At 70.0% G+C, this 25,167-nt stretch carries 24 protein-coding genes; 11 read left to right on the top strand and 13 right to left on the bottom strand.

The genetic code is table 11. From position 1 onward, the window contains the following. The gene (locus CGL27_RS48370; protein WP_078646522.1) at nt 1–933 is read right to left on the bottom strand and encodes a hydroxymethylglutaryl-CoA lyase; all 933 of its coding nucleotides are present in this window, start codon (nt 931–933) and stop codon (nt 1–3) included. 63 nt (nt 934–996) lie between these two features. Further along, nucleotides 997–1,482, bottom strand: a complete 486-nt coding sequence (locus CGL27_RS48365; RefSeq protein WP_078646521.1) for a MarR family transcriptional regulator — start codon at nt 1,480–1,482, stop codon at nt 997–999. A 113-nt stretch (nt 1,483–1,595) separates the two neighbouring features. Between CGL27_RS48365 and CGL27_RS48360 the strand changes: the two genes are divergently transcribed. Next, complete coding sequence (locus tag CGL27_RS48360) at nt 1,596–2,960, top strand: MFS transporter (protein ID WP_205587876.1); 1,365 nt, start codon at nt 1,596–1,598, stop codon at nt 2,958–2,960. Between the two features lie 131 nt (nt 2,961–3,091). Here CGL27_RS48360 and CGL27_RS48355 read toward each other — a convergent pair whose 3' ends face one another. From CGL27_RS48355 to CGL27_RS48345, 3 genes are all read right to left on the bottom strand, one after another. Further along, entirely contained in the window at nt 3,092–3,418 is a 327-nt protein-coding gene (locus tag CGL27_RS48355) for a carboxymuconolactone decarboxylase family protein (protein ID WP_078646520.1), read from the bottom strand. 106 nt (nt 3,419–3,524) lie between these two features. Further along, entirely contained in the window at nt 3,525–3,932 is a 408-nt protein-coding gene (locus CGL27_RS48350) for a cupin domain-containing protein (protein ID WP_119994044.1), read from the bottom strand. Between the two features lie 36 nt (nt 3,933–3,968). Then, nucleotides 3,969–4,811, bottom strand: a complete 843-nt coding sequence (locus CGL27_RS48345) for an SDR family NAD(P)-dependent oxidoreductase (RefSeq protein ID WP_119994043.1) — start codon at nt 4,809–4,811, stop codon at nt 3,969–3,971. A gap of 294 nt (nt 4,812–5,105) precedes the next feature. On the opposite strand from CGL27_RS48345, the gene CGL27_RS48340 reads away from it, so the two are divergent. Next, the gene (locus CGL27_RS48340) at nt 5,106–5,993 is read left to right on the top strand and encodes a helix-turn-helix transcriptional regulator (RefSeq protein ID WP_119994042.1); all 888 of its coding nucleotides are present in this window, start codon (nt 5,106–5,108) and stop codon (nt 5,991–5,993) included. Between the two features lie 427 nt (nt 5,994–6,420). Here CGL27_RS48340 and CGL27_RS48335 read toward each other — a convergent pair whose 3' ends face one another. Continuing rightward, nucleotides 6,421–7,257 carry an NAD(P)H-binding protein gene (locus CGL27_RS48335; protein WP_119994041.1) on the bottom strand — a complete coding sequence of 279 codons (837 nt, stop codon included), beginning with the start codon at nt 7,255–7,257 and terminating at the stop codon, nt 6,421–6,423. A 110-nt stretch (nt 7,258–7,367) separates the two neighbouring features. Here CGL27_RS48335 and CGL27_RS48330 point away from each other — a divergent pair, with 110 nt between their 5' ends. The 4 genes from CGL27_RS48330 to CGL27_RS48315 all read left to right on the top strand — a co-directional run bounded on the left by CGL27_RS48330 (nt 7,368) and on the right by CGL27_RS48315 (nt 12,995). Continuing rightward, on the top strand, nt 7,368–8,267 hold the full coding sequence (locus CGL27_RS48330) for a LysR family transcriptional regulator (RefSeq protein ID WP_119994040.1): 900 nt from the start codon (nt 7,368–7,370) through the stop codon (nt 8,265–8,267). A gap of 376 nt (nt 8,268–8,643) precedes the next feature. After that, on the top strand, nt 8,644–10,689 hold the full coding sequence (locus CGL27_RS48325) for an NADH:flavin oxidoreductase (RefSeq protein WP_119994039.1): 2,046 nt from the start codon (nt 8,644–8,646) through the stop codon (nt 10,687–10,689). Between the two features lie 12 nt (nt 10,690–10,701). Then, nucleotides 10,702–11,988 carry an aromatic ring-hydroxylating dioxygenase subunit alpha gene (locus CGL27_RS48320; protein ID WP_240450901.1) on the top strand — a complete coding sequence of 429 codons (1,287 nt, stop codon included), beginning with the start codon at nt 10,702–10,704 and terminating at the stop codon, nt 11,986–11,988. Then, complete coding sequence (locus tag CGL27_RS48315; RefSeq protein ID WP_119994038.1) at nt 11,985–12,995, top strand: hybrid-cluster NAD(P)-dependent oxidoreductase; 1,011 nt, start codon at nt 11,985–11,987, stop codon at nt 12,993–12,995. The genes CGL27_RS48320 and CGL27_RS48315 overlap by 4 nt, the downstream gene beginning before the upstream one ends. A gap of 254 nt (nt 12,996–13,249) precedes the next feature. Here CGL27_RS48315 and CGL27_RS48305 read toward each other — a convergent pair whose 3' ends face one another. From CGL27_RS48305 to CGL27_RS48295, 3 genes are all read right to left on the bottom strand, one after another. Further along, nucleotides 13,250–13,744, bottom strand: coding sequence for a hypothetical protein (locus CGL27_RS48305; protein ID WP_162953242.1), 495 nt, complete (start codon nt 13,742–13,744; stop codon nt 13,250–13,252). 355 nt (nt 13,745–14,099) lie between these two features. Then, on the bottom strand, nt 14,100–14,774 hold the full coding sequence (locus tag CGL27_RS48300; protein WP_119994036.1) for an alpha/beta hydrolase: 675 nt from the start codon (nt 14,772–14,774) through the stop codon (nt 14,100–14,102). Nucleotides 14,775–15,059: 285 nt separating this feature from the next. Next, nucleotides 15,060–15,569 (bottom strand): MarR family transcriptional regulator, encoded by a 510-nt coding sequence (locus tag CGL27_RS48295; protein WP_078647893.1) that lies wholly within the window; start codon nt 15,567–15,569, stop codon nt 15,060–15,062. Between the two features lie 115 nt (nt 15,570–15,684). Between CGL27_RS48295 and CGL27_RS48290 the strand changes: the two genes are divergently transcribed. Then, entirely contained in the window at nt 15,685–16,968 is a 1,284-nt protein-coding gene (locus CGL27_RS48290) for an amidohydrolase family protein (RefSeq protein ID WP_162953241.1), read from the top strand. 396 nt (nt 16,969–17,364) lie between these two features. On the opposite strand, the gene CGL27_RS48285 is transcribed toward CGL27_RS48290, so the two are convergent. Further along, nucleotides 17,365–17,739, bottom strand: a complete 375-nt coding sequence (locus CGL27_RS48285) for a helix-turn-helix domain-containing protein (protein ID WP_119994034.1) — start codon at nt 17,737–17,739, stop codon at nt 17,365–17,367. 90 nt (nt 17,740–17,829) lie between these two features. On the opposite strand from CGL27_RS48285, the gene CGL27_RS48280 reads away from it, so the two are divergent. Next, nucleotides 17,830–18,099, top strand: coding sequence for a hypothetical protein (locus CGL27_RS48280; RefSeq protein ID WP_205587875.1), 270 nt, complete (start codon nt 17,830–17,832; stop codon nt 18,097–18,099). After that, complete coding sequence (locus CGL27_RS48275; RefSeq protein ID WP_119994033.1) at nt 18,096–19,022, top strand: NmrA family NAD(P)-binding protein; 927 nt, start codon at nt 18,096–18,098, stop codon at nt 19,020–19,022. The genes CGL27_RS48280 and CGL27_RS48275 overlap by 4 nt, the downstream gene beginning before the upstream one ends. Before the next feature lie 190 nt (nt 19,023–19,212). On the opposite strand, the gene CGL27_RS48270 is transcribed toward CGL27_RS48275, so the two are convergent. Further along, nucleotides 19,213–20,079 carry an NAD(P)H-binding protein gene (locus tag CGL27_RS48270; protein WP_119994032.1) on the bottom strand — a complete coding sequence of 289 codons (867 nt, stop codon included), beginning with the start codon at nt 20,077–20,079 and terminating at the stop codon, nt 19,213–19,215. Beyond that, nucleotides 20,076–20,519, bottom strand: a complete 444-nt coding sequence (locus tag CGL27_RS48265; RefSeq protein WP_119994031.1) for a nuclear transport factor 2 family protein — start codon at nt 20,517–20,519, stop codon at nt 20,076–20,078. The genes CGL27_RS48270 and CGL27_RS48265 overlap by 4 nt, the downstream gene beginning before the upstream one ends. Before the next feature lie 131 nt (nt 20,520–20,650). Between CGL27_RS48265 and CGL27_RS48260 the strand changes: the two genes are divergently transcribed. Further along, the gene (locus CGL27_RS48260) at nt 20,651–21,490 is read left to right on the top strand and encodes a helix-turn-helix transcriptional regulator (RefSeq protein WP_119994903.1); all 840 of its coding nucleotides are present in this window, start codon (nt 20,651–20,653) and stop codon (nt 21,488–21,490) included. A gap of 303 nt (nt 21,491–21,793) precedes the next feature. Here the strand turns inward: CGL27_RS48260 and CGL27_RS48250 are convergent, their stop codons facing one another. Beyond that, nucleotides 21,794–22,711, bottom strand: coding sequence for a TetR/AcrR family transcriptional regulator (locus CGL27_RS48250; RefSeq protein ID WP_119994030.1), 918 nt, complete (start codon nt 22,709–22,711; stop codon nt 21,794–21,796). A 72-nt stretch (nt 22,712–22,783) separates the two neighbouring features. Between CGL27_RS48250 and CGL27_RS48245 the strand changes: the two genes are divergently transcribed. Further along, nucleotides 22,784–24,958: an alpha-L-rhamnosidase C-terminal domain-containing protein gene (locus CGL27_RS48245; protein WP_162953240.1), complete on the top strand. Its 2,175-nt coding sequence runs from the start codon at nt 22,784–22,786 to the stop codon at nt 24,956–24,958. Nucleotides 24,959–25,167: the final 209 nt, after the last annotated feature.

Genomic DNA, 25,167 nt, shown 5'->3' with positions numbered 1-25,167 from the left:
TCAGGCGGCGGCCGCGGAGCGGGCGAAGCCTGCGCGGGCCACCATGCTGTGCAGGGGCCGGTCCAGGGCCTCCTCGCAGGCCCGGGACGCGGCGGCGAGCGCGTCGAGATCGATGCCCGTGTCGGCTCCCATCGCGTCGAACAGGCTCACCAGGTCCTCGGTGCAGACGTTTCCGGTGAGGCCGGCTCCGTAGCCGATCCGCGACGGATGGCCGCCGACGCCGCCCAGGGCGCTGTCGAAGTGGCGGCAGCCCGCGTCCAGGGCGGCGACCGCGTTGGCGATGGCCGTTCCGCGGGTGTTGTGGAAGTGGGCGACGACCGGCAGCCCGGGATGGGCCCGGTCCAGCCGGGCGAAGAGGCCGGTGACGGCCGCGGGGGTGGCGACGCCCGTGGTGTCGCCCAGGGTGACGGCATCCGCGCCGAGGTCGACGAAGCGGGCGACGTCCTCGGCGACCCGGCCCGGGTCGACGGGGCCTTCGAAGGGGCAGCCGAACGCGACGGACACCACCCCGATCAGCCGGAACCGGTCGCCGGCGAGCGCGACCATCTCGGTGACCCGTTCCCACTGGTGCTCCCGCGTGGTGCGCAGGTTCTTCCGTGTGTGGCTCTCACTGGCCGACACCAGCAGGCTCAATTCCTCGGCGCCCGCACCGCGTTCGAGATCGGCCAGGGCGCGCTCGACGGCCCGCGGGTTGGGACACGTCGCCTTGAACGCCACACCGGGGCGGTGGGTGACGCCCGCCAGCACATGGCTCGCGTCGGCGAAGGCGGGAACCCACCGCGGATGGCTGTAGCCGGTCGCCTCGATGCGGCGGAAGCCGGCGTCGGCGAATGCCTCCAGCAGGGCGATCTTGGTTTCGGTGGGCACGAACGTGGGTTCGTGCTGCAGCCCGTCCCGGGCGAAGCATTCGCAGATCGTGACCGCGTCGGTCATCGAGCCACCTCCTCATGGATGACTCCACCACAACTACCCCCGCTGTGTTGATAAAGTCAACACTCAGGCGTCGTCGAGCCGATCTCGCTCCCGCCGCTCCAGGGACAGCGCGAGATCGGTGAGCTTCTCCAGGGCACGCCCCAGCACCCGCGCCTCCTCGCCGGAGAGGACCTCCGCGAACGTCGCGTCCCGCTCATTCGCCGCCGCGATCAGACCCCGGTACACCGTCACCCCGTCCTCGGTGAGGGCCAGTTGGCGACTGCGCCCCGATCCTTCGGTACGGCTGACCAGACCCCGCTCCACCAATCCCCGCACCACCCGGCTCACCTGCGCTTTATCCAGCCCCGCCCGCCGGGCCAGGCGGTTGAGGGTCAGGGTCGGATCGGCCGCGATCAGTGCGATCGTCCGCCACTCGCCGAGGCTGACATCGAACTCGCGGCGGTACCTCAGGGCCGCACTGCGCGACAGTGCCGACGATGTGCGCGACAGTCGATAGGACAGCAGTTCGGAGATCGGCACCAAGTCTCCGCCACCCTCACGTTTCACCATGGGTGGCATGGTATCTCCGCCGGAAGTGTTGACTTTATCAACTCAAGCGGCGGAAACTCGCACCGCCCGCCGCCCCGGCGACGCAGCCCCTCTCAGCAAAGGAGTCGTACGTCGTGGCCGACCCTTCAACTCTCACCGGATCCCAGGACGCCGACGCCCCCGAAACTTCCTCGGTCGACCGCACCGCGACCTACCGCACCATCGCCTGGCGTCTCATGCCGCTCCTGGTCATCTGCTACGTCGTCAGCTTCATCGACCGCACCAACATCGGCATCGCCCAGCAGGGCCTCGAGCGCGACCTCGGCTTCGGCTCCGCCGTCTACGGCCTGGGCGTGACCCTCTTCTTCGTCGGCTTCATCCTCTTCGAGGTGCCGAGCAGCACCCTGCTCGCCCGGATCGGCGCCCGTAAGACACTCGTGCGCATCATGGCGTCCTGGGGTGTCGTCACCGTCGCCACATCACTCGTCCAGGACGAGATCACCTTCTATATCGCCCGGTTCCTCCTCGGTGTCGCCGAGGCCGGCTTCTTCCCCGGGGCGCTCTACTTCCTGTCCCGCTGGTTCCCCTCCGCCCGGCGTACCCGCATGACCGCGGTGTTCTTCGCGGGCGTGCCCATCTCCGGCGTCCTCGGCTCCCTCATGTCCGGCGGCATCATGCACAGCTTCGGCGGCGTGGCCGGCCTCGCCGACTGGCAGTGGCTGTTCCTCATCGAGGGCATTCCCCCGCTCGTGCTCGCCGGCGTCGTCCTCCTGTGGCTCGTCGACGAACCCGGACAGGCGCGGTGGCTGACCCCCGCGCAGCGAGCGGCCGTACGCGCGGACCTCGACGCGGACCAGCGGCGCAAGGGCGACGAGGAGGCGGCCGGCGGCGGGCACGGCGGTCTGCGCCTCGCGCTGCGGGACCCCAAGGTGTGGATCATCGGTCTGTGTGCCTGCGGCGCCTACACCCTGGCCAACGCCGTGTCGTTCTGGACGCCTCGGATCATCGCGGAGGCGGGCGTCGGCGACGTCCTCGACCTCGGGCTCTTCTCCGCCCTGCCGCCCCTGCTCGGCATCGTGGTCATGCTGATCGTGGGACGGCACTCCGACCGCACTCTCGAACGCCGCTGGCACGCGGCCCTCAGCTGGACCGTCGCCGCCGTCGCGATGGTGGCGCTCTCGGTGTCCAGCGGCAGCGTCATCGTCGTCGTGGCGCTGCTGGCGGTCCTCGCCGCGGCACACTACTCCGGCCTTACCGTCTTCTACTCGATCCCCTCCATCTACCTGGGAGAACGCGCGGCGGCCACCGGAATCGCCTTCGTCACCTCGATGGGCTCGTTCGCCGCGGCCGCCTCCCCGTCCCTGCTCGGCTTCATCCAGGCCGGCACCGGCAGCCTTGCCCTCGGCCTGCAGATCAGCGCCGGTATCGTGCTGCTCGCCGTCGTCCTGCTGCTGCTCGGGGTCAAGGCGAGCGATCTGCGGGAACGACGGTCCCCCTGAGGCGTGCGGCGGGTCGCCCGAACAGCCGGTGGCCCGGGAGATGGCCGAACTGCTCGCCGAGAACGTTCCGTAGCGCCAAGCCGCTGCGCGGACCGGGCAGGAAGGAGCCCTGGGGGCTCCTCCCCCGGCGCTCAGGCTGAAAAGACCTGCCTCGCGGCCGTGATGGCCGTCATGGCCTTGGGCCAGCCGGCGTAGAAGGCGAGGTGGGTGATCGCCTCGATGAGTTCGGTCTCGGTGACGCCGTTCTCCTTCGCCCGTCCGAGGTGGAAGCGGAGCTGGTCGGCGTCGCCACCAGCGACGAGGACGGCGACGGTGATCAGGCTGCGGTCGCGGGCGGCCAGCCCGGTGCGATTCCACACGTCCTCGAACAGGATGTCGTCGGTGAGCTCGGCGAGCTTCGGAGCGAAATCACCGATCGTGCGGCGTCCGCCGCCGATCTGTTTCTGTTGGTCGGTCATCGAAGGTCCTTTCGCTGGTCTGCGGGTCACAAGCCCAGGAGCCCGCAGGGGAGCCGGTCCCCGTCTCCGGGCGCGCGGCGGCATGGGAAAGAGGGATGGGGCCTGGTCAGTGGCTGCGGGCGCGGTTGTACTGCTCGTCGGTGACCGGCTCGTTCCAGGTGGTTTCCGCAACTCCGTCGCCCTTGCCCTCCCACATGGCGATGTGCTCCATGAAGCGGTCCGGGGTGGCGCCGTGCCAGTGTTCCTCGTTCGGGGGGCAGGTGACGGTCTGGCCGGGGTGGGCTTCGAAGACGATGCCGTCGCGGGTGCCGATCAGGGCGATGCCGGAAACGACGTGCAGGGTCTGGCCCAGCACGTGGGAGTGCCAGTGGGTACGGGCGCCGGGCGAGAAGCGGACCATGTTGGCGCGCATCCGGGACGGCTCCTTGCCCGCGTAGATCACGTCGAACCAGACGTCGCCGGTGAACCAGTCCGCGGGGGCCTTGGTAGTGGCCCGCTCTTTGACGAATTCCATGGTGTCTCTCTCAGGAGTGCGGGGTTGTGGGATGGGTCAGGCGGCGTCGGCGTGGGCGAGGCCGGAGCCCAGCGCGCGGGAGGCGTCGACCTGGGCGAGGAGTTCCCTGGCCTTGGCCTCGACGGCGGCGAGGCAGTCGTCACCCGCGACGAACCGCAGCGGGGGCTGATCCAGGTCGACGACCTTCAGCAGGGCGAGGGCGAGCTTGGCCGGGTCGCCGGCCTGCTGTCCGTTCATCGACTCCCAGGTCTTCTTGGTGGCGGCGGTGCGCTCGGCGTAGTCGTCGATGGACAGCTCCGCCCAGGTGGTGGAGGCGTCCACCAGCAGCTCGGTGCGGAAGAAGCCCGGCTCGACGACCGTGGTACGGATCCCGAACGGCTCGACGTCGTGGCGCAGGGACTCCATGAAGCCCTCGACGCCGAACTTCGCCGCCGCGTAGGCGACGCAGAAGTCGACGCCGACCACACCCGCCAGGGAGGAGATCGTGATGATGTGCCCGGACCGCTGCTTGCGCATGACCGGCAGCACGGCGCGAGTGACGTTCATCGGGCCGAACAGGTTCGTCTCGATCTGCGCCCGCACCTGCGCTTCGGACAGCTCCTCGAAGAACCCGGCGTAGAAGTTGGCGGCGTTGTTGATCAGGACATCGATCCGGCCGAAGCGGTCGACGGCCGCCTCGACGGCCGTCTCGGCGGCGGCCGGGCCGGTGATGTCCAGGGCCGCGACCAGCAGGTCGTCCTGCTCGCCGCCCAGCGTCTCAAGGACGCGCTCGGGACGACGCCCGGTCGCCACGACCTGGTGGCCGGCGGCGAGGGCCTGGCGGGCGATGTCCGCGCCCAGGCCGCGTCCGGCGCCGGTGATGAGGAAGACCTTGCTCATGATGGGTGAATGCTCCAAACGGATGATCAAGATGAGAGACAGCGGGAGGGATCAGCCGGCCTTACGCTCGTCGGCGATCTTCTCGCGGGAAGTACCGCGAACCGGCCGGTAACACTCTGTGCCACACAGGGCCGCCCGGCAGCCGCCGCAAGCCCGGATTCCGATAGGTGTCCGGCACCCCCGACCGCTGCCGTTATCTAGGAAACCGCAGCTCAAAGTCGGGAAGAAGGGTCTGTCATACCAGGTACTGACAGGGCCCCCCACGCGTGCGCCGCCCGATCTAACCTGGAATGCGTGAGTACCGAGAGCGACATCCGCGAGTTCCTGGCCTCCCGCCGCGCCAAGATCACCCCCCAGCGGGCGGGCCTGCCCGCCTACGGCGGCAACCGGCGCGTGCCGGGCCTGCGCCGGGAAGAAGTCGCCCTCCTCGCCGGCGTCAGCATCGACTACTACATCCGCTTGGAGCGCGGGCACCTCGCCGGAGCCTCGGAGGAAGTCCTCGACGCCGTCGCGAACGCCCTCCAGCTCGATGACGCCGAACGCGCCCACCTTCGCGACTTGGCACGCGCCGCCGCCAAACGCCCCGCCCGCCGCAAGCCCGTCCGCGGACCACTACCCGACAGCGTCCTGCGCGTCCTGCACTCCATGACCGACTCCCCGGCCTTCATCCGCAGCGGACGCCTGGACATCCTCGCCACCAACCACCTCGGCCGCGCCCTCTACTCCCCGCTCTTCCCCGACCCCACCACCCCGACGGCCAACATCGCCCGCTTCCAGTTTCTCAATCCGCGTGGCCACGACTTCTTCCCCGACTGGGAGGAGTCTCTGAACACCACCGTCTCCCTGCTGCGCACCGAGGCCGGACGCACACCGCACGACAGCGAGCTGACCCGACTCATCGGCGAGCTCGTCACCCGCAGCGAGGAGTTCCGCACCGCCTGGGCCAAACACAACGTGCGTCTGCACCAGACCGGCCGTAAGTCCTTCCGTCACCCGGCCGTCGGCGTCCTCACTCTCGACTTCGACACCATGGAACTGCCCGCCCAGCCCGGCTTGGCCCTCACCGCCTACAGCGCCGCACCGCATACCCCCGACCACGACGCCCTACAACTCCTCGCCGCCTGGGCCGCCACCGAAAACACCGAGCCCGCCAGTCACCCCTCCAACCGACAGAATCGATGAACGCCGGGCCTCGTCCACCGAACGGGGCCACCGCGTCTCGACTGGCCGGACTACGAACCGCCTGACCACTGATCGCCGTACCGCGCGCCGCCGGCGGCCCTCACCACGTGGCCGGGTTGCCTCCGTAAGCAGCCTGTTGGTACGTCGATTCCGGGTCCCTCTGCTGTGGAGATCACGCTGTCAGAGAATGAGCGTGCCGAGCTGATGCGGCGGGCGGGATTACCGGATCGGCGTCCGGCCGAGCGGGCCCGGATCATCCTGGCGTGCGCTGGCGGGATGTCGAAATACGGGTGTCGCGTGGGCCGTTGGCCTTGAAGATGGTGAGGAAGCGGCGTGGGGCAGGCCGGACATACCCGCCCCGGGCCGATGCAGCCCCTCCTGCGAAGTGCCCGATGGGACGCCGACGCGGTCCGTATCCCCACCCCCGTCACCGGAACGATGCGAGGTTCTCGGTGGCCCACTGACGGAACGTACGGCCGGGGCGGCCGGTGATCGGCTCGGCGGAACGCGACGCCTCGCACCGCCCATCGGACAACTGGGCCCAATAGTCCAGCACCGCCGCGACCAATGGCGCGGGAACGTGGCTGCCCAGGCGCGCGGCAGCCTGTTCCGGAGCCGCTTCGCGCAGCTCGATCTCACGGTTCAGCAGCTCCCCGAGTATCCGCGCCTGGTCACGGAATCCGAGCACCTCCGGACCGCCCAGGCTGATCGTCTCGTCGTCCAGTGTGTGGGTGGTCAGCGCCAGTTCAGCGACGTCGGCGATGTCGTCGGGGTGTATGACATCCAACCGGGCTTCCGGGTATCCCTGCTCGACCGGCGCGCCCGCCCGGATGGACTCCGCCCAGCCCAGCGTCATGGTGGCGAACCCGCCCGGCCGCAGCACGGTCGAGGTGAGGGGCGCGGCGCGCAGCGCCCGTTCCACCAGCAGGTGGTGGCGGGCCAGGGCGCTGTGCTCGGCGTTCGGGAGGTTCACCGAGTCGGACGAGAGCAGCACCACCCGTCGCACTCCGGCCGAGACCGCCGCGTCCAGGAGCTCATCGATCCCGGTCGGATCGGCGTACAGGAACATGCTGCTCACTCCGGCCAGCGCGGGCGCGAACGTCGTCGCGTCGGCGAGGTCGAGCGGGACGGCTGTGACACCGGCGGGCGGGGCGGCCTTCTCCGGGGCGCGGCTGGCCGCCCGGACGTCATAGCCGGATGTGTGCAAGCGGTGCACCAGACCGGCGCCGATGCCGCCACGGGAGCCGGTGATCAGGATGGTCATGTGGTACCTCCAGGGGACGGGGCAGACACCGTCCACACTGCGTCGGACCACGCATCGCGTCCAACGAATGGTTCTGCTCGCAGCCATCGCCATCTGCGATAGTTGCGCTCATGGAGCTACGCCAGCTGGAGTGCTTCGTCGCGGTGGCGGAAGAGTCGAGCTTCACCCGCGCGGCGGCCCGGCTGCACATCGTGCAGTCGGCGGTGTCGGCGACGATCGCCTCCCTGGAGCGGGAGCTGCGCACCCAGCTGTTGTGGCGCACATCCAGGCGGGTCGTCCTCACGGAAACCGGACACGCGCTCCTGCCCAAGGCGCGGGCGGCCCTTGACGCCGCGCGCGAGGCGCGCGCCGCCGTCGATGAGGCCGGCGGCGACATCCGGGGGACCTTGCGCATCGGGACGATGAGTTCACTCGGGCCGATCGACCTGCCCGCCATGCTGGGGAGCTTCCATCGCCAGTACCCCGCCGTCTCCATACACCTCGCCACCGCGGCCTCGAGCGGTGGCTCGCCCGGCCTCCTCACGGCGCTCACCGAGGGCAGACTCGACCTCGCGTTCGTCTCGGGCCCGGGCCGCCCGCCGACCGGCGCGCAGCTGAGCGAGCTCACCTCCACTCCCTTGGACCTCGTCGTTTCAGCCGACCACCGCCTCACCGACCGCACCGAAGCGGCGATGGCCGAACTGAACGACGAGGCATTCATCGACTTCCCGCCCGGCTACGGCAACCGCGCCGTGACCGACCGCGCGTTCACCACCGCGGGGATCCACCGTCACGTCACCATCGAGATCACCGACATCACGGCCGGTGCCGACTTCGTCCGTCACGGCCTGGGCATCGCTCTGCTGCCGCGCGGCGTCGTCGAGCCCCACGCCGATCTCACCACGCTGCCCATCACCGACGCCCTGCTCAACTGGACCATCTCCCTGGCTGTTCCCGACAACCGAACTCCGAGCGCGGCCGCCCGGGCATTCGAACAGTTCGTGCATCAGCATCCGAAGGGGCACGGGTGACCGCTGTGATCGGTCAATGACGCCGCCGCCCGTTCGCTGGGCAAGGCGTCTCCGGAGGGCATCCACACCGGGCCAGTAACCCTGGCCGCTTCCCTGATCATCGGTACCGGCTACCTCCCGTCCCACGACCCGCACCAGACCCTTCTGCCCCGCAGCCACCGCCTGGCTCTCCGCCCGTGCCGCCTCCCCCGCCCGCCACCACCGGTCTCGCGCACGGCATCGCCGGCTCGGGCTAGCAGTTCACCGGCGGCGCGGGAAGTGGCGCGACACCTTCGATCTTGCAGCCGATTCGCACGGTTTCCTGAGGGATCGTTTGATTGTCCGTGACCGGTGTCACCTCCATGCTGGGCTTGTCCAGCTCAAGGAGGAGCGCCACATGCATGCGCGAGCGATGGATCCCCTGCTCCAGCCCTTCACGATCAAGAGCCTCACCCTGCGCAACAGGGTGGTCAGCACGTCACATGAACCGGCGTTCGGGGAAGAGGGGCTACCCCGGGACCGGTACCGGATGTACCACTTGGAGAAGGCTCGCGGCGGGGTCGGGCTGACGATGATCGGCGGGTCGGCGGTGGTGTCGCCCGACAGTCCGCCGTCCTTCGGCAATCTGCTGCTCTACCGCGACGAGGTGGTGCCGTGGTTCCAGCGGCTGGCCGACGATGTGCACGACGCCGGGGCGGCGGTCATGTGCCAGGTCACGCACCTGGGGCGGCGTACCAGCAACTACACGGGGGACTGGCTGCCGGTGCTCTCCGCGTCGCCGGTGCGGGAGCCCGCGCACCGGGCGTTCCCCAAGGAGGCCGAGCAGTGGGACCTGGACCGCGTCGTACGGGACTACGCGGCCGCGGCCGCCCGCTGTGAGGCCGGAGGGCTGGACGGGATCGAGATCCAGTCGTACGGACACTTCCTCGACAGCTTCCTGTCCCCGACGACGAACCACCGGGACGACGAATACGGCGGCAGCCTCGCGCACCGCATGGCCTTCCCGCGCCGGGTGGTCCGGGCGATCCGGGCCGCGGTCGGGCCCGACTTCATCGTCGGCATCCGCATGATGATGGACGAGGACCGGCCCGGCGGGCTGGTCCTGGACGAGGCGCTGACCGCGGTCCGGGCGTACATCGCGGACGGTATCGACTTCGTCAGCACCATCCGGGGCTCGATCGAGAGCGACGCCACGCTGGCGAAGACCATCCCGACGATGGGCATGCCCTCCGCGCCGTTCCTCGACTTCACCGCCGAGATCAAGCGACGGATCGAGGTGCCGGTGATGCACGCCGCCCGCATCGCCGACGTCGCCACCGCGCGGTACGCGGTGCGGGAGGGGCTGCTCGACCTGGTCGGCATGACCCGGGCCCAGATCGCCGACCCCCACCTCGTGGCCAAGGTGGCCGCCGGGGACGAGGACCGCATCCGGCCGTGCGTGGGGGCGAGCTACTGCCTCGACGCGATCTACGACTCCGGGGACACCAAGTGCGTCCACAACCCCGCCACCGGGCGCGAACTGCGGCTGCCGCACACCGTCCCACCTGCGGCCGAGCGGAAGAAGGCCGTGGTGGTGGGCGCCGGGCCCGCGGGGCTGGAGGCGGCCCGGGTGCTGGGCGAGCGCGGTCATGAGGTGGTCGTGTTCGAGGCCGGTGACCTGCCCGGCGGGCAGATACGCATCGCCGCGTCCAATACCCGCAGGCGGGATCTGCTCGGCATCGTGGACTGGCGCGTCGACGAGTGCAAGGTACTCGGCGTCGACCTGCGGCTCGGGGCGCCGGCCGAGCCCGAGGACGTCCTCGCGGAACGCCCCGACATCGTGCTCATCGCCACCGGCGGGCTGCCCGACGTCTCCTTCCTCACCGAGGGCGCCGATCTGGTGTGCGACACGTGGGACGTCCTGGGCGGAGCCCTGCGCCCCCGCGGACACGTGCTGGTCTACGACGACAACGGCGCCTACCCGGGCCTGGACGCCACCGAGTTGCTGGCCCGCAAGGGCCTGCCCATCGAGTACGTGACGCCGGAGCGCACCCTCGCACCCGACGTCGGCAGTATGAACTCGCCCGCCTATCTGCGGGCCTTCGCCGAACACACGGTGCGCACCACACTGGCCCACCGGCTGGTGTCCGTACGCCGCACCGAGGACGGCCGTCTGACGGCCACGCTGCGCAGCCCGTACGCGGACACCGAGGCGGAGCGGATCGTGGACCACGTGGTGGTGGAACACGGAACGCTGCCCATCGCGGACCTCTACTGGGACCTGCTCCCCGCGTCGCGCAACCTCGGCCGCGTGAACCACCCCGCCCTGCTGGCCGGTGAACCGCAGCGGGAGGCCGACAACCCCGAGGGCCGCTTCCAGTTGTTCCGCATCGGGGACGCCGTCACCAGCCGCAACATCCACGCCGCGGTGCTCGACGCACTGCGCCTGTGCCTGCCGATGTGAGAGGAGAGCAGCGTGAGCATCGTGACAACGCCGGCCACCGTCAGGCCCCGCGAGGAGCGGGGAACGTCCCGGATCCAGGACACGGTGGCGCGACGAGTCGTCGGCCACAGCCTGGAACGGCCCTTCTACACCGACCGGGAGTTCTTCGACCTCGACATCGCGGCCGTCTTCACCCGCCACTGGCTCTTCGTGGCCGTGGACGCCGAGATCCCCGAGCCGGGCGACTACACCACGGTGGAGATCGGCCCGTACTCGGTCATCGTCGTACGCGGCGACGACGAGAACCCGCGCGCGTTCCACAACGTGTGCCGCCACCGCGGCGCCCGCCTCCTCGACGGGGAGCGCGGATCGGTCGGCAACCTCGTCTGCGGCTACCACAAGTGGACGTACGGAACGGACGGCGCGCTCCGGTACGCCCCCTCCCAGCCGGGGGACTTCGACCCCGGCTGCTTCGGCCTCAAGACGGTGCACGTGCGCAGCGTCGGCGGGCTCGTGTTCGTCTGCCTCGCCGACCAACCCCCGGCCGACTTCACCGAGGTCGCCGCCCGCATCGAACCGTATCTGCTGCCGCACGGCCTGCGCCGGGCGAAGGTGGCGGCCCGCACCGACCTCGTCGAGGACGGCAACTGGAAGCTGGTGATGGAGAACAACCGGGAGTGCTACCACTGCGACGGCCACCCCGAGCTGCTGCGCACGTTCTTCCCCACCTACGGCTACGCCGGCAAGGACATCCCCGCCCCGCTGCGCCCGGCACACGAACGCTATCTGCGGACCGACGCCGAGCTGCGCGAGACGTACGAAAGGCTCGGCCTGCCGTACGCGCTCATCGAGGAGCTGGACCACCGCACCACCGGGTTCCGCATCCAGCGCGACGCGCTCGACCTCGCCGGTGAGTCCTTCACCAAGGACGGCCGGGCCGCCTGCCGCCGCCTGCTGGGCGATCTGCCCACGCCACGCCTCGGCCACCTCTCCCTGCACATGCAACCCAACTCCTGGTTCCATGTGGTCGGCGACCACGCGATCACCTTCAGCGCGCTACCGCTAGCCCCGGACAAGACGCTGCTGCGCACCACCTGGCTCGTCCACCCGGACGCCGAGGAGGGCGTCGACTACGACCCGGACACCCTGCTCGCGGTGTGGACGGCCACGAACGAGCAGGACGCGCGCCTGGTCGCCCGCGCCCAGCGGGGCGTCTCCAGCCCGGCCTACACACCCGGCCCGTACGCCCCGACGGAATACCAGGTCGAGGCGTTCTGCAGCTGGTACGTCGCCCGGCTGCGCGAGGAGCTGCGGCGATGACCGGCCCACTGGTGTGCAGGCAGGTCCGCGATGTCACGCACGACATGAAGACCTTCGTCTTCGAAGCCTCTGAACCCGCTCTCTTCCGGCACGACCCGGGGCAGTACCTCACGTTCACCTTCGAGATCGACGGCCAGGAGATCGACCGCTGCTACACGCTCTCCTCCCCGCCGTCGCGTCCGCTCCTCGCCTCGATCACCGTCAAACGCGTGCCCGGCGGCCGGGTCTCGAACTGGCTGCACGACCATCTGACGCCGGGCGACGTGGTGCGCGCCCGGGGCCCACTCGGCGGGTTCTCGACGGCACGCCACCCGGCACCCGCGTATCTCTTCCTGTCCGGCGGCAGCGGGATCACGCCGCTGATGTCCATGACCAGGACCCTGTACGACCTGGCGTCCCCGGCGGACGTGGTCTTCGTGCACAGCGCCCGCACCCCCGACGACATCCCGTTCCGGCAGGAGCTGGAGCTGATGGCGGCGACCGCGCCGCACATCCGGGTCGCCCATGTCTGCGAGGACGACGGGGCGGTGGAGCGGTGGGACGGCCACCGGGGCCGCCTCACACTCGACGTCCTGCGGCAGATCGCCCCCGATCTGCCACGGCGCGAGGTGTTCACCTGCGGACCGCAGGGGTACATGCGGGCGATCCGCCGGATGCTGGCCACGGCGGGGCTCCCGGCGGACCGCTGCCATGAGGAGAGCTTCGAGGTACCGGCTCCAGCCGCCGTGAAAGCGACCGGGGACACGAGCTTCGCGGTCCGCCTCTCCCGCAGCGGGGCCACGATCGCGTGCGACACCGGTACGCCCCTGCTGGAGGCCGCGGCCCGGGCGGGCATCACCCTCCCCTCCTCGTGCGGGCAGGGCCTGTGCGGTACGTGCGTCACCACCCTGGAGAAGGGGACCGTCGACATGCGGCCGGGCGGCGGCCTCCGCCCCGGGGACGTGGCGCGGAACAAGATCCTGCTGTGCTGCTCAACGCCCCTGGAGGACCTGGTGATCGACGCCTGACGCGGCCGGGGGGACGCGCCTCCGTGCGGCGCTGCCGCGCCGGGAAGGAGAACCAGAACGTGGCCGTCAGGGCGGCTCCGGCCCAGCTGAGCCCGGTCACCCCCGCGTGAGCGGTATCCAGGTGGTCAGCGGGCCGACGGCGACCGCGGGCACCCCGGAGCCCCAGTAGAACAGCAGATGCAGCGCGGCCCCGATCCCGCCGCGCTGCCCGGCCGGTGAGGCCCCTGGGTCTTGATACCCAGACGTGCGTGCGCTCAGAAGTACGGGTTGTAGGCAGGAGACGAAGCGCGGCAGGTGTCAGTACCCCAGTCGTCCACGCAGACCTCGACCCGCAACGCGTAGATCCGCCATTCCGCGTTGATGTGCTTGTTGTGCCACTGGGCGTAGTTGGCGTCGCACCCGCTACTGTTCCATCGCTTGCCCGTCCTCCAGTACCCGCCGTCCCCCTCGTAGACGCGGAAGCGGAGGTAGACCGGGTGGCTGTCGCACTTGTTGTCCTTCACGGACATGTCGACGTTCGTCGCTTGCGAGCCGTTGCTCTTGAACGTGAACGTCGCACTGCCGCAGGCCCCCGTAAAGCATGCGTCGAGCCGGTAGCGGACGTCCATCGGCTTTGCCGGGGCGGCGTGAGCTGCAGGCGCGACCACACCGCTGACAAGCAGGATCGCCGCACCGACGGCAGGAATAAGGCGCTTGGGCGAGTGCACCGTGGCCGCCGCCAACGCGGCTAAGCCTTTGGGTGAGTTCACAGTTGATCATCCCCCTAGATCCTTCTCGAACGATCACGGTGTTCGTGTCGTCCAGTTCGTTGCCAGTGTGCGGAACGAGGAGGAACAAGGACAGATATGTGGCGTCAGATGCCACAACAAACGCACAAATATGAAGATCCTGCCTCCGCTGGGAAATCGTCCCGGCCGGACCGTGTGGGGGTTCCATAATCCGGCCGGGCCTCCACGTTTGCCGCCGCCGGCTCACCCACCCGTGCCGGAACCGGTTGCCGCAGGTCAGTGTCACCGCCAACGGGATACCAGCGGCCGGGCCGAATCCACCTATCCCGTCCGAGACTTCCTGACCTGGGCACGCCAACGACAGCTCGGTTCGGGCTCAATTGCCGTCGCCCGCTCGCTGACGCTGGATCAGGTCGGCCACGGCGGCCGGGCGGCTCAGGTAGGGCGAGTGGCTGGTGTCCCACATTTCCGTGCGAGAGCAACGCCCGGCGAAGCGGTCCGGAAGTGGAGTCGCGATGGTCCGGTCCTGCTGCCCGCGGAGGTAGATCGACGGGGTCTCCCGCCAACTCACACGAGTAGGTGTGGCGCCGAAGATCGACGGAGGTTCCGGACGCAGCAACTCCACCGCACGCGTGGCCGCCGGCTCGTCGACGTCGCCGTACAGCTTCGCCCGGGCATCGTCCGGGTCCAGGCAAAGCCGCCCGTCCGCGTCCGGCAGCGCGAGCAACCCCTCGCCGGGCTCGCCAGGGGTCTCCGCGAGCACTTTGGCCGGGGATTCACCGACGTCGAGAATCCAGCTGTTGAGGAAGATCAACGCGGCAGCACCACGCACCGTCCCAGCGGTGACACCCCCGAACGAATGCCCCACCACCACCGACGGCTCCGACGAGCCCGAGACGATGGCCTCGACCTTCGCGGTGCTCTCGGCGAGCGACAGCTCGTAGAGGTCGGGCACCTCCACGGACAGATCCCGGGCGCGCAGCAGATCGGCAAGTTCGGCGTAGTGAGCGGGCTGGTGCCAGGCTCCGTGAAGGATGATCACGTCAGTCACTTGCGCACATTACCGTCACTACCCGACCGGACGCCACATACTGAGCATGGCCGGAGAACGTGCAGCCCGCATACGAGGCACGTGGGCCCACGTCGCGTACGTTCCGGCGTCGGTCTCGTACCTGGCGTGCAGATCCGGCGAGGCCGCCACCGCAGGCCGCTCACCGCGGGCACCTCACAGTTGTCGCCCATCAGCGCAAGTCGAGCGCCCGAGTTGGACAGCCTGGCGCTCAGTTGCCGTGGGCGCGGTCGACGCCGGACCTCGTCGACTTCGCTTGCCGCCCGATCAGCACCGGTGGTCGGGCACACGATCCTCGGTGGATGCGGGACCCGTCGCCGCGGCATCCGACGCACTGTCGGCCAGATTCTCCTCGAGATTGGCGACAAGCCTTCTCAGCAGGTCCACAAGGAGATCGATTTCTTCGGCGCTGAAGCCTCGCAACGCCTGATCGTTGGTCTCGGACAACGCCGAGTGCACCTGTGTGAGCTTTGCCAGTCCGGTCTCGGTCAGTGAGATCAGGCTGACCCGTCGATCATGCTGGGCGGGGGTGCGCCGGATGAGGCCGTCGCGGTCCATCCGGGCGAGCAGCTGGGCCATGGACGGCTGCTCGATCCGGGCCAGCCCCGCCAATTCCTTCTGGGAGAGCGCGTCGGCCTTGCTCAGCGCCGCCAGCACAGGCATCTGCGCGAAAGTCAACCCCAGCGGCCGCAGTCGCCGGTCGTTGATCCGGGACAACGCACGCGAGGCGATGTTGATCAACGCGGCGGGCACGGAGCCGAACCTGGAGTGCGTCATGCGTCAAGTGTATAGGTTCCTATTGACCAACTACATAGGCACCTATACAGTTCGATGCATAGGAGCCTATGCAGTTGGGCCGCCAAATAAGGAGAAATTCATGATCATTCGTAACGTGACCGTCATCGACGGACAGGAGGCCGCCCCGATCGCCGATGCCGAAGTGGTGGTGACCGACGGACGGTTCAGCGCCATCCGGCCGGCGGCCGACGCACGGCCGGCGACCGGTGGCACTCCCGTGCTCGACGCGCGGGGTGGCTACCTGGTGCCGGGCCTGTGGGAGAGTCATACCCATCTGAGTGGGCACGCCTACTCCAAGCCCGAGGACGAGCGGGCGAAGTACATCTCCCAGCTACTCACCGACTTCCTGAGTGCCGGGGTGACCAACGTCGTCAACCTCGGCGGTCCACTGGAGATCGAGCTCGCCGCCCGCGACTACCGCGACAAGGCCACCGACACCGCTGCCGGGTTGTTCTTCGCCGGGCCGGTGTTCACCGGCGTGGAGGGCTGGCCGGTCCTGGACGATCCGGCACGTGCCCCCATCGCCTACCAGACCGACAATGCCGACGTCGCCTATCGTCAAGCACTGGAGCTGGCCGATCAGGTCGACTTCATCAAGTGCATCTACGACGGCGAGCCCGGCGCCCCGGACAAACTGCCCCTCGACGCCCTGAAAGCCATCGTCGCCGCCGCGCACGAGAAGGGCAAGAAGGTACTCGTGCATGTCCACGAACGCATCGATCTGGAGGAGGCGGTGGCGTCCGGCGCGGACGGCATCGAACACGCTTTCCAGCCGCAGGACCCCGGTAGTACCGCAGAGGCCCGCGACGTCGCCGCACTACTGGCGGAGACGAACACCTATTACTGCCCCACCCTGGTCACCTGGGAGCAGATCGCGCACAACGGCGAGGCCGGCTATTTGCAGCAGTTGGTCGATGATGGTTTCGCCACGCACGACGACATCCCGCAAATCACCGGCCGCCCGATCTACGGGCGCCAGTTCCCCCGGCATTCCCCGCAGGACTCCCACATCCGTTTCGACTATGCGATGCGCACGCTGGCGCTGATGCACGACGCGGGAGTGAAGATCACCGCGGGCAGCGACGTGGCCATGTTGATGCCCTCGCCACCCGTCGCCCTGCTGCGAGAACTGCAATTGCTGGCAAAGGCAGGGCTGCCGCTGCCCGCGGTCCTGGCGGCCGGTACCCGGCATTCGGCCGAGAAGATCGGCCAGCAGGCGATGACACCGGGGACGATCACCGTCGGATCCGTTGCCGACGCGCTGTTGCTCGATGCCGACCCCTACGTGGACATCGCGCACCTGGTCGACCGTTCCCACCACATCGGGACGTTGCGGGCCGGGCGGCCAAGCTGGGATGAGGGCCACCCTCGAGCCTGACACGGCCGATTCCAGGTTCAGATGCGCCAGCACGACAGATGAGGATTCCTCGAACCCCGTTGGCGCACACCAACAGGCGGGACAACGGTTCCTGGCCTCAACGCTACGAGCCCGCGCTGCCGGTGGCTGATCTCGTCCCGATCACCGAGGACAGATCCACAGGGACGGCTGTCCCCTCCCGTCCGGCTGAGGTTGTTCGCGTGAAGGTCAACGAGCTGCCGCGCCGGACGGTGTCATCGTGCGTACCGACGGCCCGGCCGCCGAACCCGGTGGCCGGGCCGCTTCGCAAGGTCACCCCAGCAGGCGACGGTGATCAGCATCAGCCATCGTGACGGACATATAACTGCATTCCCGGACCACAAATGGCCCGGCGCTGATACGTGCAGCTGGGCGCCCTCACTCGGTCGGGTGGTGATGGGTGGCTGCCGCGCTTCTCTCCCGGAATCCCACCACGGCCGCGCCGTGCTCGTGAGCCCACTCAGTCAGCACGGCGATCGGCTTCACCAGCGTCCGGCCCAAGTCCGTCAGCACGTACTCGACCTTCCCGGCCTCGGCGTGGCGGTCGACCAGGCCGTACCCCTGCAACCGCCGCAGCGTCTGGGTGAGCACTTTCCGCGAGATTCCGCCGACCAGGTCGACCAGCTCGCCGTGCCTGCACGATTCCCGGCTCAACGCGAACAGCACGACCACCGCCCACTTGTCGGCGATGATCTCGATCGCCAGCCGAGCCGGGCAGTCGGCGAGGAAGACGCTGCCGGAGTACTCACGCATGCCCCGACACTAGCCCGCTGCCAGGAACTTGGAGGTACCTACCGCCTCACTAGCGTCACGGCGGAAGCTACCGAGCAGGGGAACCGAATCATGCACAGCGACTACTCCGACGTCCGCGACACTGCGGCCGGCCCGTACGCCTACCGCGACCTGCACCGTGAGCTACTGAACCAGATGCTCGCCGCCCCCGGCCCAGGCGTCTTCCGCCTCACCGTCCACGCCCACGTCGGAGGCCGACCGCTCCTCGCGGGCATGGTCGGCCAGATCCTCGACCACATCCGTGACTCCGGCGACGTCTGGGTTGCCACCCACGCCCAGGTGGCCGAACACGTCCTCACACACCAGGGAAGAACGCCATGACCCACGTCCTCGTCGTCGGGGGCACCGGAGCCATGGGCAGCCACGTGATCCAGCACCTGTTGGCCACCACCGACGCCACCATCACCGTCCCCACCCGCCACCCGGAGTCCGCCCACGCCGCCGAACTCGCCGCCACCGCGCCCGACCGCGTGCGACTGGTCCGCTCCGACTCGGCGGCCCTCGAGGTCCTGATCGGGCAGGCCGACCACGTGTTCGCCAACACCGACTTCTTCGCGACGCGCAGCGCCGTGGGCGAGTATCGGCAAGGGCTGCACTTGCTGGCCGCCGCGGAGCGGGCCGGCGTGGACCGTTTCATCTGGTCCTCGTTGGACAGCGCGGTGTCCCTGACCGGCCACCCCGTCCCGCACTTCGACAGCAAAGCCGCCGTCGCCGCCCACATCGACCTGATGCGATCGGAGGAAATGCTCCGCAAGGAGACCGACGGCTGGTACACGGACCACGTCTCGGTACTGACCACGGCGCCGTACTTCGAGAACCTGCGGGACCGACTCACCCCCCGACCGGACGGCCGGGGCGGCCTGACCTTCAGGCTCCCCCTCGGCGCCGCCCGCTACCCGCTCGTCGCCCTCGACGACATCGCCTGGTTCGCCTGCCACATGTTCGACAACTGGCAGTCCTGGGGCGCCCGCGACCTCGCGGTGATCGGCGACAGCCTCACCGGCGACGAAATCGCCGCTGCCTTCACTCAGGTCACGGGCACCCCCAGCACCTACATCCCGATGCCGCATGACGACCTGCGCGCCGCCATCCCCGACTTCGGCCACGACTACGCAGCGATGTTCCAGTTCTTCGCCGACCGTGATCTCTACGCCCGAGACCGGGACATCAACCTCCTGCGCCGCCTGCACCCCGACTTGATGACCTTCGAGGACTGGCTGCGCCACACCGGATGGACGGGATGACCGCCCACCACGTCAAGTCCGAACGCGGGCACGCACGACAGGGACCCATCACCCCCAGACCGGAGGTTGTGCTGCACGTGCTGGAGACAGGGTCTTCGCGTGCAGGTTCCGGAACCCTCGACGGTATCGCATGACCAGGTGAGTGGCCCAGGACGAGGCCCCTTCCGACCTCTTCGGATACGCGACAAGCTCAGCCCGCGGGCAACCCGATGTTCGCCCACTCGGTTACGTGGTCCTGGACGAACTCGGCGAACGGGAGGGGCGGGCGACCGGTCAGGTCCAGCACCGCGGTGCTGACCTGATCTTCCCGGCCGGCTCTGATGCCGTCCTCCACAGCGGCGAGGGCGGCAGCGAACTCGGCAGGCATGCCGGCGGCCCGGTAGTTGGCCGCCTGCTCGTCGGTCCCGATGTGCACCACCCGGACCGGCCGTCCGGTGCGGGCGGTGAGGATCGCCGCAGCGTCCTGGTAGCTCAGCGCCTTCGGCCCGGTGAGCAGGTAGTCGCGCTGGTCGCCAGGCTCGACACCGGGGTCGGCCAGCAGGGCGGAGGCGGCTGCTGCGATGTCCCGCGCGTCGATCCAGCCGACTCGGCCGTCACCGGCGGCGGTGCGGATCTCGCCGTGCCGCCGGATCCGCTCGCCCAGCGGGTGTGCGCCCAGGAAGTTCTGCATGAACCCGGACGCGCGCAGCACGGACCACCCGGGCCGGGCCCGCACCCGCGCGGCCAGCTCCAGCGCGCCAGGAGCGTTCGGCAGCACGATGGCGGAGCCGAGGAGCACCACCCGGGGCACGCCGAGCCGTTCCGCCTCGGCCAGGAACGGCCCGACCAGCGGCATCGGATCCACCGTGTTCGTCGGAGGCACCAGGAAGACCCGGTCCATCCCGCGCAGCGTGGCCGGATGGGTTGCCGGGTCACCCCAGTCGAACCGGACCGCGTCAGGATCACCGGCAGACGGGTTGCGGCCGGCCACCCGGACCGGCACGCCGTTGCCGCGCAACAGTTCGGCCAGCGCGCTCCCGGTCTTCCCGGTGCCACCGGTCACCAGCACACCGGTCATCGGGCGGCCTCGGAACGCACCGAGTCGAGCAGCTCGGGCAGCGTGCCGGCCGCCGAGGCGGTGGCCAGCGGGCTCCAGTAGTCCCGGTAGTGGGTGATCAGACCGTCCTGGACGGTGATCACCGCGATGTAGTCCAGCCGATAGGGCTCTCCAGTGCGCACCGTGTGCCCGGTCCCGGTGAACTCCACGACAATGGTGTCCGGCCGTTGCGTGTGGTGCACGGTGACCGCAGGGATCTCTCGCACGTCCATCAGCTCCGGTAGGCGGCCCATATAGCCGCGGATCTCATCCCGCCCGGTCAGCCGGCGCGGCGAGGTTCCCGTGGCGAACGGAAACTCGGCGGTACCGTCTTCCGCCCATAGGTCGGCGACGGCATCCGTGTCCTTGACCAGCATCAGATCCAGCAGCCGACGGAACGCTTCCTCGGGAGTGCTCGGCATGGTGTCCTCCAATGTTCAACGAGGTGTGACCAGTTCAGACTGGACGCGGGCCCGCCGCCGGGGAACAGACAGCTGAGCCCCGGACCGCCAGTCCGTGGCTAAGCCGGACGCTCCGTGCCACCATGGGCGAGGTGAGCAGAGCCGAACTGGCCGACTTTCTGCGCCGCCGACGGGAAGCACTGCGCCCAGCCCAAGTGCCGGCCACGGCGATCCACCCGCCGGGCCGACGCGCCCGGCGCACTCCCGGGCTGCGCCGCGAAGAGGTGGCCGCACTGGCCGGGATGTCGGTCAGCTACTACGAACGGCTGGAGCAGGCCCGCGCACCGCGCCCGTCCCCGGAGGTGCTGGCAGTACTGGGCACGGCGCTGCAGCTCACTGCCGCGGAGCGCGAGCACCTGGCGCGGCTGGCCGGGCAGATGCCGCCCGGCACGGACGCCGATCGGAGGCCGGTGCCCGCCGAGGCTCACGGGCTGCTGGACCGCCTCGGGCCGATACCCGCCTACCTGGTCGACGAGCGGCAGGACATCGTGGCCTGGAACAGCGCGGCATCCGCGTTGATCACCGATTTCGGGCTACTGCCCGCCGAGGAGCGCAACACCGTGCGGCTGGCCATCCGGCTGGGCGGCACCTTCTGCTGGGCACCGGCAGGGGCGGAGGGGGAGTTCGCCCGGCAGTTCGCCGCCCAGATGCGCGCGGCCAGCGTCCGCTACCCGGCCGACCGCGTCCTCGGCGAGCTGGTCAACGAGCTCGCCGCGCACAGCCCGGAATTCGCCGCCGGCTGGCGCGACCACGACGTACGGCCCATACCGACGCTGCGCAAGTACCTGCGCCACCCCGAGCTGGGCGAACTGGAGGTGGTCTGCCAAACTCTGCTGCTGCCCGGCACCGACCTCCAGCTGGCGATGTACACCGCGGAACCGGGCAGTCCGAGCGCTGCCGCGCTCGCCCGGCTCGGAGCCCGCAGCGAGTGACCCCAGCCCACCGGGCGGTGGCAGGAGGCGCCCAGCGGGAAACGGCGCGAGCTGCGCGGGCCCGCGGCACGCTGGACCGCCAGACCGCGGATGTTGGTGAGCGCCAACAGCGCGGGGGTGTCGATGGGTCAAGGAAGTCGGGTCGATACGCGCCATCAGCCATGAAGACCGTGAGCGCCCTCAGGTCCAGGCCCGAGAGACGGTGGCGGCGACGGCGACGCCACTGGTGGAACATCGGGTGACGCTGCGGCTCGGTCGGGAAAGCCTGGTCGGTCCGCGACTTCGCCACCTACTTGAACGAACTTAATGATCAAGCCGGTGCACAGTACTTGTACGCCGGGCGCGATAGGCGCGTTGGCGGCAGGCGTCGGAGCAGTATGTGCGGGGGCGGCCGGTGGGGGCGAGGTGGAGGACGAGGGCGCCGCATTGGGGACAGTCGGTTTCGTAACGCTTTGATGTTTCGTCATGGCGATTGGGCTGGATCCGGACGAACGTCTCGATGCTGTCCAGCACACGCTGGAGGCCGAATTCGAAGCCGCGGTCGCGGGGGTGGTTCAGGGCGCCGACGGCGCGGAGGCTCGCCAGCACCGGGTAGCGGGCCGGGACGAAGATGGCGTCCCAGAAGTGGGCGCGGGCGGCCCTCCACTGTTCGTCGGTGAGGCCGGAGTGGTGCTCGACGGCGGCCGCGTCGAGGCAGTCGCGGGCCGCGCCGCGAACGTAGGCGTCGAGCAGGTCGAACACGTTGACCAGCGCCGCCGGGGGCAGACCGGTGGCGGTGAGCACCCGCAGGACGGACTCGTACCAGGCGAAGCCGTTGGGGCCCAGGGCGGGACGCCCGGCCGGGAGGCGCAGGATCCAGGGATGACGGTGGTAGAGGCCCCAGTCGGCGCGGGCGGACAGCTCCAGCCTGGTCCGCCAGTCGCCGGGGGCGGCATCGGCCAGGGGGACTTCGCCCATCACCGTGTCCGTCATGAGGTCGAGCAGTTCGGCCTTGCCGGGCACGTACCGGTAGAGCGACATCGTGGTGCAGCCGAGCCGTTCGGCGATCCGGCGCATGGACACGGTGGCAAGTCCTTCGGCGTCGGCGATCCCGATGGCGGTGCGCACGATCTGCTCCAGGGTGAAGGCGGGGCGGCGGCCCCGCTTCGGGCGCTCGCCCAGGCCCCAGAGCAGTTCCAGTCCGCGCACGGCGCTCGTGTCCCCGTTGTGGCCGGATTCCATCCGCCATCACCCCGCCTGACGTTGACCATCACTCAGCGTATGCGTACAGCATAGACAATGAAAACGAACCGAATGACTCGTTCGACAGTGGTCCTCGCCTGCCTGGCCGCGACCCTCTCCGGGACTCTCGCCGCCGGGCCCCAGGACCGGGCAGTGGCTCTGTCCCGGAAGCCGGTCGGCATGGACCCCGTCTGGCGACAGCAAGTGCTGGACGTCCCCGGCACGTTCGTACGGCCCACTTCGGTAACGGTCGAGGGAGACCGTGGCACCGTCACCGGCGCCGACGGGGTGTTACGGGAGGGCGGCGCGGCGGCGACCCTCACCACGACCGCGCCGCGGGGCGCGCGACTGGTGATCGACCTCGGCGTACTGGCCGGAGGATATGTCGAGTTGGGGATCCGGCGGGCATCGGGCGCGCCGGTCAGAGCGTCGTACGCGGAGGCGCGCCGGTACCTCACCCCGGACGGGGACGCCGATCCCGATCCCGGCGGCTTCTTCTACAAGGGCCGGTCTCTGGGCACCGACGACGATCCCGACGGACGGGCCGATGTCTTCGCCCCGCCGAGCACGTCCACCGTGCTGCGCAGCCCCGGTCTGCGCGGTTCCCAGCGGTACGTCGCGATCACGCTGGACGGCCCCGGCTCGCTCACTGTGGACTTCGTACGGGTGCGGCAGACCACCTTCCGCGGCACGTACGACGGGCACTTCCTCTCCAGCGACCCGGTGCTCAACCGGGCCTGGTACGCGAGCGCGTACGGCCTGGACCTGTCAACCGCACGTGGACGCCGTACCGCCTCGGGGCGGGCGCGCCCCTGGGTCGTCATGGACGGCCCCAAACGGGACCGAACCGTCTACGCGGGCGACGTCCAGCTGGTGGCCCTGGCCGCGTACCAGCAGGGCGGCGCGTATCGCCGCGTACTGCGCGACACCATCAACCTGTTCGCCTGCCAGCAGCTGCCCGACGGCACGCTTCCGGTCACCAGCCTGATCGACGTGCCGTGCGAGCCCGGCAACCCCGGTCCCCCGGACGGGTCGCCGGCGGGGTTCGAACCGCCGGGCGAGGCCGGGAAGGTCAGGCTCGACGGCTTCACCCTCCTGTGGGTCGTCAGTGTGGCCGACTATCTGCGCTTCACCGGGGACCGCGTCTTCGTGAAGCCGCTGCTGCCCGTCGCACGCCGCGCCCTGCGGTTCTTCGCCGAACGCGCCTCGGACGCCGACGGCGGGCTGTTCCGGACCGCCGATTACGGCGGGCCGGCCGCCCAGAACTGGCACACCCCGGACCGGGCCGCAGGCATCGACGCCACCACCAACGCCGCGTACTACGCGGCCCTGCGCTCACTGGCCCGGCTCGAACGGTCCGTGGCGGGCGACCGGGACGCCGCGGCGGCGCTCGACCGCCGCGCGGACCGGGTCCGGTCCGCGCTCCTCACCAGGTTGTGGGACCCGGCGGCCGGGGCCATGACGCTCAACACCGACGACCCGCGCCGCGACCACACCGCCGACGCGAACGCCGCCGCCCTCGCCCTCGGGGTGCTCGACCGCGAGCGGGCCCGCCAGGCCATCGCGTATCTGGACACACAACTCGGCGGCCCGTACGGCACGCTCACCACCCGGCACACCGACAACCCGTACATGACGCGGTACATCTCCCCGTACGTGATGGCCCAGGAGAGCCTGGGCCGGTTCCGCCACGGCGACGGCGCCGGAGCACTCCGGCTGATCCGCACCGCGTGGGGCCACATGATCCGCAAGGGCCCCGGAACACCGTGGGAGGAGGTCGGCCCCGACGGGGAGCCGGCTGTCCCCCGGCCCGGCACGTCGCTGACCTGGGGCGGGCATGTCGGCATGGCCCACGCCTGGAGCACCGCGGTGCCCGCGCTGTCGATGAACGTACTCGGCATCCGACCGCTCGCCGACGGCTACCGCAGGTGGGCGGTGGAGCCTGATCCGGTCGACCTGCGCTGGGCACAGGGCGACGTGCCGGTGCCGGCGGGCACGATGTCCGTACGGTGGCGGCGCGGGGCGGGCGACGACTCGTTCGTCCTCACCGTCCGGGCACCGGAAGGCACGTCCGGCCGGGTCGCGGTACCGCTCCTCCGGAGGGACCGCACCATCGCCGTGGACGGCCGGATCGCCTGGCGCAACGGCCGCCCGTCGGGGGACGCGGGCCGAGGTGCCCACCGGGTGGGCGATGCGGTCGTCTTCGAGGGGGTGAGCGGAACCCGCACCTTCGCCTGGGCAGGGTAGGAAGTGCGTGGACCGGGCGCTCCTCGAAAACGTGATCGGCAACGTCGCACTGCCCGCGGAGACCCGTGGGGAATCGGTTGGGCGGGACGACACTCGGGTTGGTAGCGTGCGCGCGACCGTGACATCGGGCCAGGAAGTGAGACCCATGAACGCTGTATCCGTGTGGGTGCTCCGGCTCTTCGTCGCGGTCGGGCGATCGACGTAGGTGG

It is taken from the genome of Streptomyces sp. 11-1-2, assembly GCF_003595545.1.
In the GTDB taxonomy this organism is placed as follows: Bacteria; Actinomycetota; Actinomycetes; order Streptomycetales; family Streptomycetaceae; genus Streptomyces; species Streptomyces hygroscopicus_B.
Note: the sequence above shows the minus strand (reverse complement) of the source record. Positions and strands in the feature narration are given on the sequence as shown.